At 69.1% G+C, this 10,752-nt stretch carries 11 protein-coding genes; 1 reads left to right on the top strand and 10 read right to left on the bottom strand.

Annotated elements, in window-relative coordinates; translation table 11 throughout:
* Positions 1–28 precede the first annotated feature (28 nt).
* The 9 genes from IEY87_RS12095 to IEY87_RS47160 all read right to left on the bottom strand — a co-directional run bounded on the left by IEY87_RS12095 (position 29) and on the right by IEY87_RS47160 (position 8,468).
* Positions 29–322 carry a WXG100 family type VII secretion target gene (locus IEY87_RS12095; RefSeq protein ID WP_189138646.1) on the bottom strand — a complete coding sequence of 98 codons (294 nt, stop codon included), beginning with the start codon at positions 320–322 and terminating at the stop codon, positions 29–31.
* A gap of 166 nt (positions 323–488) precedes the next feature.
* Positions 489–2,285: a putative T7SS-secreted protein gene (locus IEY87_RS12090; RefSeq protein WP_189138645.1), complete on the bottom strand. Its 1,797-nt coding sequence runs from the start codon at positions 2,283–2,285 to the stop codon at positions 489–491.
* 1,550 nt (positions 2,286–3,835) lie between these two features.
* Positions 3,836–4,489, bottom strand: coding sequence for a sigma-70 family RNA polymerase sigma factor (locus tag IEY87_RS12085; RefSeq protein ID WP_189138644.1), 654 nt, complete (start codon positions 4,487–4,489; stop codon positions 3,836–3,838).
* Between the two features lie 269 nt (positions 4,490–4,758).
* Entirely contained in the window at positions 4,759–4,977 is a 219-nt protein-coding gene (locus IEY87_RS12080; protein WP_189138643.1) for a helix-turn-helix transcriptional regulator, read from the bottom strand.
* A 13-nt stretch (positions 4,978–4,990) separates the two neighbouring features.
* The gene (locus IEY87_RS12075) at positions 4,991–5,392 is read right to left on the bottom strand and encodes a hypothetical protein (protein WP_189138642.1); all 402 of its coding nucleotides are present in this window, start codon (positions 5,390–5,392) and stop codon (positions 4,991–4,993) included.
* Positions 5,393–5,488: 96 nt separating this feature from the next.
* Positions 5,489–5,917, bottom strand: coding sequence for a hypothetical protein (locus IEY87_RS12070; protein ID WP_189138641.1), 429 nt, complete (start codon positions 5,915–5,917; stop codon positions 5,489–5,491).
* 259 nt (positions 5,918–6,176) lie between these two features.
* Positions 6,177–7,424 (bottom strand): formamidase, encoded by a 1,248-nt coding sequence (fmdA, locus tag IEY87_RS12065; RefSeq protein ID WP_189138640.1) that lies wholly within the window; start codon positions 7,422–7,424, stop codon positions 6,177–6,179.
* Positions 7,425–7,486: 62 nt separating this feature from the next.
* A complete protein-coding gene (locus IEY87_RS12060; RefSeq protein ID WP_189138639.1) occupies positions 7,487–8,149 on the bottom strand; it encodes an AmiS/UreI family transporter in 663 nt (220 codons plus the stop codon).
* Positions 8,150–8,192: 43 nt separating this feature from the next.
* Complete coding sequence (locus IEY87_RS47160; RefSeq protein WP_189138638.1) at positions 8,193–8,468, bottom strand: FmdB family zinc ribbon protein; 276 nt, start codon at positions 8,466–8,468, stop codon at positions 8,193–8,195.
* 283 nt (positions 8,469–8,751) lie between these two features.
* Here IEY87_RS47160 and IEY87_RS12050 point away from each other — a divergent pair, with 283 nt between their 5' ends.
* Positions 8,752–10,251 (top strand): hypothetical protein, encoded by a 1,500-nt coding sequence (locus tag IEY87_RS12050; protein WP_189138637.1) that lies wholly within the window; start codon positions 8,752–8,754, stop codon positions 10,249–10,251.
* Between the two features lie 21 nt (positions 10,252–10,272).
* Here the strand turns inward: IEY87_RS12050 and IEY87_RS12045 are convergent, their stop codons facing one another.
* Positions 10,273–10,650 carry a nuclear transport factor 2 family protein gene (locus tag IEY87_RS12045; RefSeq protein ID WP_225276951.1) on the bottom strand — a complete coding sequence of 126 codons (378 nt, stop codon included), beginning with the start codon at positions 10,648–10,650 and terminating at the stop codon, positions 10,273–10,275.
* Positions 10,651–10,752 lie beyond the last annotated feature (102 nt).

Here is a 10,752-nt window from a genome sequence, read left to right as displayed (position 1 = left end):
GGTGGCCGGCGACCGGCCACGGTCGGGGTCAGCCCAGGTTGGAGCCGAGCTGCTCGTCCGCCTGCTGGAAGGCGTCGCCGACGGCCTTGACGTACTGGCCGATCCCCTGCAGGCCCTCGTTCACCTGCTCGAACCCCTTGGAGAACTCATCGAAGAACGGCTGGAACTTCTGCTGCGCCGCCGGGGTGCGGTATCCCTGGGCGAGCAGGGCCTCCACCTTGCTGCGCACCTGGGTGAGCTTGTCCTGGAGCTCGGCGAAATCGTTGAGCAGGGCGGCGGACGTCGACGCGGTCTCATCGGAATTGACGGCGAAATCGGGCATGGAACTCTCCTTGCTCTTTCAGGAACGGCGGGCGTCGGTCGACGTCCGCCCGGTGACACGAGCGCTTGCTGTCGGTGAGCGCGCGACTCGCCAACCCGGGGCCTACCGTGACGGTGGCGCATCCCGGGACGTCGGTTTCCGCTGCCGGTGGCGTACGGCACGGTGATCAGGGTGATCCACCGGCGGGCTTCCCTTGCGTCCCGCTCGTGTCCGCCGGCCCCGGGGGCTGCGACGGAGTCGCCGGCGCATCGGGATCGGACGCGGCCGAGTTTCCCGACGGCGAGACGTTCGCGGCCGGCGCGGGCGTGGTCACCGTGGACGGGACAGCCGGATCCGGTGCGGGGGAAGTCCCCGTCGACGGCACGGCGGCAGCCGGTGTGGATGGAGCCGGTGTGGAGCCAACCGGCGCGGTGGGAGCCGGTGTGGTGGGGGCCGGTGTGGTGGCAACCGGGGCCGGATCGGACGGCTTACTCGAGCCCGGGGTCGATGAGTCTGGGGTGGATGGGCCCCCCGTGGCTGGGCCTCCAGTGGTCGGGCCTCCGGAGCCGGGGGAGGGGGTCGTACCGCTGGGGAGGGAGCCCTTGTTGGGGATTCCGTCGGCCAGTTGCCTCGCGCCGCCGGAGCCCGGGGTGCCCGCCAGCAGGTTCTGCCCCTCGTGCAGCAGGGCCTCGTTGAGGCTCGATCCCTCGCTGACCGCCACGCCGACCTTCGAACCGGCGACGATTCCCTCTTTGCCGAGGTTCGTGGCCAGGTCGGCGCCTCTCCCCAGGAGCTCGTTGCCCTCCACGGATTCCTTGACCTTGTTGATTCCGGTGCTGTCCCCGACCTTGTCGAGCGTGCTGCCCTTCTTGATGCCGCTGAAGAACGCGCCACCGCCGGTCAGCGCGCCGCCCACCGCCGCCCCCAGGAGCAGGTTCTTCGCGGTGATCTCGTCGCCGTTGAGCTTCCGTACCACGGCTTCCTCGCCGACGCGGGCGGCGAAGTCGCCGACGGCGGCGACGCTCGCCCGGCCCGCCCTGTTGTCCAGCACGACGGAGACCACTCTGAAGTTCTTCAGCGTGTCCTTGATGCTGGAGATCTTGCCGGCCGCGGTGGTGAAGAATCCGCCCGCCTTGCCGAACAGCCGGCCCAGGCTGGGCAACGCCCTGCCGATCCCGCCCACGGCGTTTCCGCCCAGCTTGAAGAGCGCGACTCCGGGGATGAGCGTGACGATGCCGAGAAGTAAGTCACCTAATCGGATCTCGCCGTTCTGCCCGAGAACCACCTGGGTCAGGACGAAGACCAGGGCCCCCAGGGCCAGCCCGATCACCGGGAAGAAGATCGACACAATGGCCACGAGGGCATTGATGATGATCTGGACGAACGGGAAGTCCTTGAAGAAGTCCCCGATCTTCTGGAAGAAGTTTCGCTCGGGGATGGCGTTGGCCGCGGCGGCGTCTAGGTCGGCCGACGTACGTGCGGATGCCTGCTCACGCAGGCTGCGGGCGTCTTCGGCCATCCTCCTGGCGGCGCTCAGGGCCGACTGTGCCGCGTCGATGTCGTTCTGCTGCCCACGGGCCGCGTCGCGCTGCTCGCCGGTGGCATCGGCCGGAAGCTCCGGCAGCGTACGCGTCGCCGTGGCGGCGACCGCCAGCGCGTTGTCCATGGCAGTGTCCACCTGGCCCTGCGCGTCTTCCAACTGCGTGGCGTAGGTGTTGTAGGCGCGTACGGCGGCCTGGAAGGACTCCGCGGTCTTCGACAGCTTGTCGGGCAGGCTCTCCAGCGCCTCGCGCAGTTTGTCCATGGCTTCGCCCTTGCCCTGCTCGACGGCTCCCCCCTGACCGAGGATGCCGAAGGCGATGGCGGCCTGGTCGCCTATCGCCGCGTAGCGGGTCGCGAGCAGCCTGATGCCGTCCGGATCGCCCGGCGTGGGGTCCTGCGACATGCCGATGACCTCGAAGCCTGAGGTGTGCCGCCGCGCCACGTCGCCTCCGTCTGCCGTTCGTCGCCCGCATACTGTGGCCAACCACTACACGAGATCATCGGGATAAAGGGTTCACCGAAATTCCGTTTGGCGTCGTACCGAACCTTTTCGGTCGCGATCTCGTGTGCCGGGTGAGACATGTCAAGGTTCGGAACGCTCGTTCCCGGCGGTCACTCAGGTGACAGGCGTGGCCGGCGGCTGAGAGAGGTAGTGGGGCGATGATGCGGAGCGGTGGGTACGCCGTCCAGCGGCGGTGGAGCTCGCGCGTGGCCGTCGCTGTGCTGTCGATGGTGTGCGCCCTGTTCTGGGCCCTGCCGCCCGCGTCGGCGAGCCCGCCCCCGGCGGACGGCGAGACCCTCACGAAGGTGTACGTGGTCAAGCCGCCGCAGGACGGCGGCGCTCCGGAGATCCTGCGGTCGATCGCGGAGCGCACGCTGGGCGACCCGGGCAGGTGGGCCGAGATCTTCGCGCTCAACGAGGGCAAGGCGCAGAGCGACGGCGGCGTCCTCACCGATCCGGCCGATCTTCGCCCGGGTTGGATCCTGCGGCTGCCGAAGGACGCGAGCGGCCCCGACGTGCAACTGGCTCGTGACACCCCCGCTCCCGCCGGCACGCCCACCTCCGCCCCGGCCGAGACCCCCGCTGAGACCCCCGCCGATCCCCCCGCCGAGACCGGTGCTGAGACCCCCGCTGGGGACGCCTCCGCGCAGCCGCCGGCGGACGCCGTGCGCATCCCGCTCGCGGCGGTGCTCGCCGTGGTGGGGGCCATCCTGCTGGGCCTGCTCACGGCCGCGGTGCTGGCCAGACGCCGGCTGGGCAGCGCCGCCCGCGCGGTCGGCCGCGTGCTGAACCGGCTCGGAGATCCGGCACGGCGCGCGCGCAGGCTCCGCTTCCGGCGCGCTCTGATGGCGGACTTCGCCGGCGACAGGGACACGCCGATGCGCGCCGCCCGAGCGGTGGCCGACCTCGCGGCGAGGCTGCCGGAGACGCGGGATTCGGTGCACGCCGTCATCGCCGGCCCTGAGGACGTGACGGCGCTGCTGGCCACCACGGCGGCCCAGGCCCAGGCCCCGGTTCCGTGGGAAGCGGTGGGCCCGTCCCGCTGGCGCCTTTCGCCGAACCAGCATCCGATGGCCGCCATCCGCACGAACCCGGCCCCGGGGACCGTCCCCACCCAGGCCTTCCTCGTACGCGCCGGTGTCTCCGACGACGGCGACCAGCTGTTCGTGAACCTGAGCCGGCTCGACGGGATCCTCAGCCTCACCGGCGACGGCACGGTGGCCCGGGACGCGCTGCATGCCCTGCTGGACGGCATCCTCCGCACGCAACCCGAGCTTCCGGTGGCGATTCTGGACGCACCGGGCGACGCGGGTGTCACCCTCCCGGCGGGCACGATGCGGGTCGACGGCGCCGAACTCCTCCAGCAGTCCCCGCCGCCGTTCTCCGGCATGCCGGACGGAGGTGGCACCCTGAAGGTGATGGCCCGGTCCCGCACGCTGCGCGGGCTGATCGTCGTCCCTCATGCTCCGACGTGGCAGGAGACGGAGCGGCTACTCGCCGTCTGCGACGCCGCTGGGCTCGGCTGGACCGGCCTCGTCTGCGGGGAGGTCAGCGGCGCGCACTGGCGCTGGCACGCGGAGAAGGACGGCAGCATGACCATCCCCGTCCTGGACGTGAACGTCACCGTACCGGCGATCGGCTGACGCCTTGTCCGGCGCCAGCGCCTTGCGGAGCGTGTCACGTGCGTAGTGGTTGCGGGACTTGGCCGTGCCGACGGGGATCCGGAGCGCCTCGGCCGCCTCGCGTACGGTCCTGCCCTGCATGTAAACCAGATTGAGCACGTCCCGGTGCTCGGCGGACAGGGTGCCGAGCACCTTTCCCACGAGCACGGAGGCCACCACGGCGTCCGCGTGGTCTCGCTGCTCGGCCTCCTCGTCGGCCGGTTCCAGCGACTCCCACCGGGCGACTCCGGTGCGGGACCTGTCGATCACGATGTTGCGGGCCACCTTGAGCAGCCAGCCTCGCACCGATCCCTCGCCGTCGCGGAGCCGCTCCGCGTTCTGCCATGCCCGGATCAGCGTCTCCTGGAGGATGTCCTCGGACCCATGACGATCACTCGTCAGTTTGACCACGTATGCCAGGACGGCCTGCCCGTGCTCCGCGACCAGCAGGCTTAAGTATTCGTCCCGCCATGCGTCGTCCATAGAGTATTCACTGAACCTTTCCCGGTGGTCCACATCGTCACGCCGCGTAGTTCTCTGAGGAGGCTTTGCTTCCTGCCTCCGGGAATGAGGGAAGCCCCTGCCAGAACTGGTCTTTACAAAAAGATCAAATTCACAGCGAGAGGCTTCACTTTCGTCCAGTATCGCCTATATGGCCGGGCTTTACGGCCGAAGGGGTCCCTCCCGCGCCTGCTTCGGCAGCGCCGCCGGGACGGTCGACAGCCGGAAGGGCCGGTCTGAGGGGTTCGGGATCAGACCGGGTCGTGCGTCGTGTCCGCCCGGTCGGGCAGGAAGATCTCTTCGATGGTCAGGCCGAAGACGTCGGCGATGGTGAACGCCAGGGGCAGGCTGGGGTCGTACCGCTCGGTCTCGATGGCGTTGATGGCCTGCCGGGAGACCTGGCACCGGTCGGCCAGGACGGCCTGGCTCCACCGGCGGGCCGCGCGCAGCTCGCGTAGTCGGTTCTTCATGGGCGCGGCGCCTTCATCGCTGCAGGCGGATGCGCAGGTCGGCGATCGCCAGCCAGATCGCCACCCCGCCGATGAGAATCAGCTGCGCGATCTGATGGAGCTGGACGACGCCCGCGGCGTCGAGCACGGCGGCCACCTGCAGCGCCGCGAGGACGGCCGCGAAGGCGATGGCCATGCTCTCCAGCTGGATCTTGCGCAGGTATTCGTCCGCGCGCCGGAACGCCCGCAGCAGGACCCAGGCCACGGCGAGGGTGAACACGGCCGTGGCCGCGATCCACCAGGCCTTCTGGGCGGTGCTCTGGTCGGGATCGCTGCCCAGCGCCAGGGCCACGGGGGCCAGGATCGCCACGGGCAGGCCGTCGATGAAGGCGGCGCGGCGGGCCGCGCGCGTCACTTGGTCCTGCTGCTTCGCCATGACACGAAGGTAAAGTCTGCCTTCCATACAGTCAAGTTTGCTTTACCTATTGGCAGGCAGACCTTACATTTTCGCCAGAGTGAACGCCGGGAGACGTCAGGGCGTGCCGCCGATGGCGCAGGCCCGGCAGGGCGGCTGTCCACAGGTGCACTGCATGATGGCATCGAGCACATCATGGGTGTGATAGAGGCACTGGTCCCGGCAGGTGTGGCGGGGGACGAAGCCCGCCTGGATCTCGTCCGGCCACGGCTCGTGCCCCTCGCGGCAGCGGACGAATCGCTCAGGGTCGGACGCGTGCAGCCCCTGCATGCGGTCGCGGGCCTGGCTCTCCAGCGCCCCGGCCTCCTGCGCCATGGCCTTCAGTTGATCGGCGAGGGCGGAATACTGCTCGTCGCCGGTTCGCACCTGCGCGGCCCGCAGCGCCATCACCGCATTGGCCAGGAATCGATTGGCGTCCTGGAGATTTGTGGTGTGGTGCAACTGGATTCCGGTCACGCCTCGGACCCACACGGCGTCGTTCTGCATTGATCAACCTTTCGAACGGCAGGCGCGGCTCACGGCCGCGCTCGCGGTTGTCCGAAGGATAGCGTGATTTTTACCCGCATTTCGGCGCGGGTCGACCATGGTCATGCTTAGCGAAGTGGCGGAAAAAGTCCGTATCTACGCTGCTGTAGAGTCTTGTAGCGATAAATCGGCATCGAGCGAGACTTTAAGTGAAATTTGCCGATTCATGATGAACGGCGGGCCCGAGCGGGCCCGCCGTGGACGCCCCGGCGCTCTCCCCTCAACTCGTCACCGCGCACATCCCACGGTCCTGCCGCACGGGCCCTTCCATGTTCGGACGTACGTCGAAGTCGAAGATCGCGGTGGGCAGGTAGAGCGAGCAGCAGGCGTTGGGAATGTCGACGATCCCGCTGACCCGCCCTTCGATCGGCGCCGAGCCGAGGAGCAGATAGGCCTGTTCCCCGCTGTAGCCCCACCTCTTGAGATATTCGACGGCGTTGAGGCAGGCCCTGCGGTAGGCCACCGTCGCGTCGAGGTAGTAGTTGGTGTCGGTGTCATGGTCCACCGAGATCCCGATGAACGAGAGGAACTCGGAGTATCGCGGCTCCACGTTTCCCGGCATGAAGAGCGGGTTGGTGGTGACGCCGTACTTCTCCATGCCGCCCTTGATGAGATCGACGTGGAAATCGATGTAGCCACCCATCTCGATGGCGCCGCAGAAGGTGATTTCCCCGTCGCCCTGGCTGAAGTGCAGATCGCCTCCGGAGAGTTTGGCGTCACGGACGTGGACCGGGTAGAAGACCCGGGCGCCGCGGGTGAAGTTCTTGATGTCGTGGTTGCCGCCGTTCTCCCGCGCGGGCACGGTGCGTGCTCCCTCAGCGGCGATCTGCTGCGCCATGTCGCCGCTCGCGGTGCCGGCCAGCGTGTGCTCGGGCATCGGTGGCAGGCCGAGCGGCGGTACGCGTTGCGGGTCGGTGTCGATGAGCGCCTGCTCCCGGCGGTTCCAGGAGCTCAGCAATGCGGCCGACGGAGCGGTCCCGAAAAGACCCGGGTGGGTGATTCCGGTGTACCGGACTCCCGGCAGGTGACGAGAGGTCGCGACCTGACCGTGGAAATCCCAGATCGCCTTGTACGAGTCGGGGAAGTAGTCGGTCAGGAATCCGCCGCCGTTCTGCTTGGCGAAGATGCCGGTATAGCCCCAGCCCTGTCCTGGTGCGTCCCCGGCCTGCTGCGGCACCGCGCCGAGGTCGAGGATGTCGACGATGAGGAGGTCTCCTGGCTCGGCTCCTTCGACGCCGATGGGCCCGCTCAGCATGTGCGCGTAACTCAGATCGACATCCCGTACGTCGTTCGCGGAATCGTTGTTGCCTATCTGGGCGTCCGTCCACTCACGGCATTCGACCCGGAACTCCTCGCCGGGCCGTACCATTTCCGCCACGGGAACGTCCGGGTGCCAGCGGTTGTGCCCCGGGGTCGCCTGATCCTTCATCGGCTTCGACTGGTCGACGCTGAAAACTACTTTCGGCATGACGGCTCTCCCCCTCCTGTGTCGATGGCTCCTTTCGCGGTCGTTGTCGTCGCCTCACCCCCTCATGTGCGGCGGAAGCGATGGGTGCGCTCCTCCAGCCTGGTCGGCTCCTGCGTTCCCGACGTTTCGCCGGCCGGCTCCCCGCCTCTCGTCAGCGGCCACAGCACGGCGAACACCACCACGCCGAATACGGCGAGAACGATCGCGGTCAGGGTGCCGCTGACCCAATATCCGGTGAGCGTCAGGAATGCCGGGATCGCCGCCGTGACCCAGCCCTGGATGGCCGCGACCCAGCCGGTGTACCGGGTGATCCGCGTGTTCTTCAAACCGAGCAGGACGAAGAAGAGCGCCCACAGGAAGGACCAGTAGAGCCAGATGACTCCGAAGGCCGGATCGCCGAGGAGCTGGAAGTTGGCGTAGGAATATCCGAGCGCCATGATGGCCACGAAGAGCGAGAAATAGCCGACCCCGGTGGAGTCGAATCCGCCGAGCAGATTGATCCCCACATAAAGATAGGTGAACCCGAAGAGGTAGAGCCCCGACGCGTTCAGGAGCGTGGCCGGGTCGCCGGGGTTGAAGACGATCAGCAGGGTCGGGGTGATCACTTGCAGGGCTCCGACGAAGAGATTGAAGATCCCTGCCGCGCGTGCTTCGACCTTTCCCAGGAGCATCAGGCCATTGATGAAAAGCACCGCGCCCACGTACAGGAGTCCGACGGCCCCCATGGACACACACCTCCTCGCGCCCGCGACGGGCGGTGGGGTTCGCTCAAGGCCGAGGCAGGCGCGACAGCGCCGGGTGCTGCGGTGTTCGCCACCGCCGCTCGGGGGCACGCGTGACCACCTCGGGTGCTTCCTGACTCTTTTCCGCGCGGGTCAGCGCGGCGGACATCGCCGGGGACAGCCGCGCGAGGCTCGGCGCGGTGAAGACGCGACGCGCCGGCGAGCGGCACGCCGGGCAGTCAGCGACCGCCTCAGCGGTCCCTATCGGCAGGCGCACCTCGAACGGCCCACAGTCCGGACAGCGATACGCGTACGTCGCCATGGCGTCCCCAAGAAGATCCCGTCACTGACGTGCGGCGATAAGAGCCACACCTTCAGCACACTCCTGGGGTTGTCGTCATGTCAAACTGTCTGTCAGGGCCATGGGCGGGCGGGAAACCCGTCGAACACGGCGGATGCGCGGCCAGAACTGATCCCGCACGCGGGAAGATGTGGCCGTAATTTTAGGGACTGACGCGGCCATCGGGCTTCGCCTCGTCATCACTTCGCATCCCTTGAGGCAAGTCCCCGCGCCCGCACGGCGTCCGGCGCTAACAAGGTCACCCATGGGAGTGTCGAGGTGGGTGCGGGCCGACCCCTGGCGGGCGCTGCTGATGCTGGTGGCCGCCTGTTACGGGCTGGTCCAGCTGGTCGCGGTGGGCCCCGGCATGGGGCTGGGATGGGACGAAACGGTCTACGTCAGCCAGGTCGATCCCCGGGTGCCCGCGGCCGAGTTCATCGCGCCTCGCGCCCGTGGGATCACCCTGATCGTCGCGCCGGTGACGATGGTGACGTCCTCGACGGACGTCCTGCGGGTGTACCTGTGCCTGCTGTCGGCGCTCGCGCTGTACGGGTCGTTCGGGACCTGGCTGCGGCTGCGTTCCGGAGCCGTGGTGCCGCTGGCCGCGCTGCTGTTCGGGTCGCTGTGGCTGACGCTGTTCTACGGCAACGAGGTCATGCCGAACCTGTGGGTGGCGCTCGGCGCGGTGGCCGCCGTCGGGTTCTTCCTGCGCTGCACACGACCGGACGGCGGTCGCGCTGACGTGGTGCCGCCGGACGGGGGTCGCGGTGGCGCGGCGGGGCCGGACGGGGGTCGCGGCGCTCTGGTGGGGCTGGCGGTGTGCGTGGCGGCGGTGGCTCTGCTGCGGCCTCCCGACAGCCTGTGGCTCGTCCTGCCGCTGGCGCTCGCCCTGGCCTGGCCGGGACGGCGGCGGCTCTCGGTGCTGCTCGCCCTGGTCGCCGGCCTCGTCGTCGGCTGGGCGGACTGGATCGTCGAGGCGTACGTGCGGTTCGGCGGTCTGCTCGCCCGCTGGCACGCCGCCGGCGCCGCCAACGAGACCGGCCTGCACTTCTCCCTGCCCGACCATGCCCAGGCGCTGAACGGCCCGCTCCTCTGCCGGCCGCCCGGGGACTGCGGTCCCGCCGAGCCGTCCTGGGTGCTGTGGTGGAGCGCGATCCCGGTCCTCGTCCTGCTCGGCCTGTACGCATCCCGCCGGGCCGACTCCCTGCTGCCGGCCGTGGTCGCCGGGTCGCTGGCGGCGCCGTACATCTTCCTGGTCGGGTACGCGGCCCCCCGCTTCCTGCTGCCCACGTACGCGCTGCTGGCCTTCCCCATCGCGCACGGCGCGGTCGGGCTGCTGGGGCGCACGCGGGGGAGAGCCCCGAGGTGGGCCGTCGCCTGCCTGGTCACCGCGGGTTTCCTCGCGCACCTGACCCTGCAGGCCGGGACCTTGGGCGCGATCGTCGCCCCCCGGCTGGCCAAGCGAGAGGGCGACGCCCTGGTCGCGAGGGCGCTGGAGGGGCTGGGCGTCCGTCCTCCGTGCCTGGTGTACGGCGAGCAGGCGGTGAAGATCGCCTACCGGATGGGCTGCGCAGGGCACACCGTCCTGACCTGGCCGGGGCAGAGCGACCTGCCCGCGCCGGTACGCGACGCCGCGGCCGCGGGACAACAGGTCGTCGCCGTCGACCGGGGCCGCCCGGTTCCCGCACCGTTCCTCCTGACCTGGGAGCGACGGCACCTGCCGGACGTCCGGCCGGGACAGTGGTCCGCGTACGTCCCGCGCTGACGGGCGGGACGCCCTCGTAGTTCAGGAAACACCTGGGTCAGCGGTGTCTACCTTGTCCAGATAAAACCTGCTGAAGATGAAACGGCCCTCGTGGGCGCGCAGGATGGCCACCCCGCAGGCCAGATGATCGTCTCCGTCCCGGGTCTTGCCGCTGAGCTCCCACTCGCTCCACACTTGGTCGCCGTCCACCACCGACTGCAGGACGGTCGCCTTCATGTCCGGGACATGCGCGAACAGGCCGGTCCAATTGGCCCGCACCCGATCCCGCCCGACGAAGCTCAGCTGCGGGTGGTGCGGCACCTCACAACGGTAGTCCTCGGCGAAACAGTCGGCCAGCGCGTCCAGGTCGTGCTCGTTAATAGCCCTTTCCATCCGGGCCAGAATCTCGGTAGCGTGCACGCTTCTCTCCCCGTGGTCATGGTCGACGTGACGATCGTCAACCATGACAGCCCACCGCCAAGCAGTCGTGGCCCAACCTGTGCCCCCTTCGGCTCACAGTGC

This window comes from Nonomuraea glycinis (assembly GCF_014646515.1).
Taxonomy (GTDB): domain Bacteria; phylum Actinomycetota; class Actinomycetes; order Streptosporangiales; family Streptosporangiaceae; genus Nonomuraea; species Nonomuraea glycinis.
This window is presented reverse-complemented; position numbering and strand designations above follow the sequence as displayed.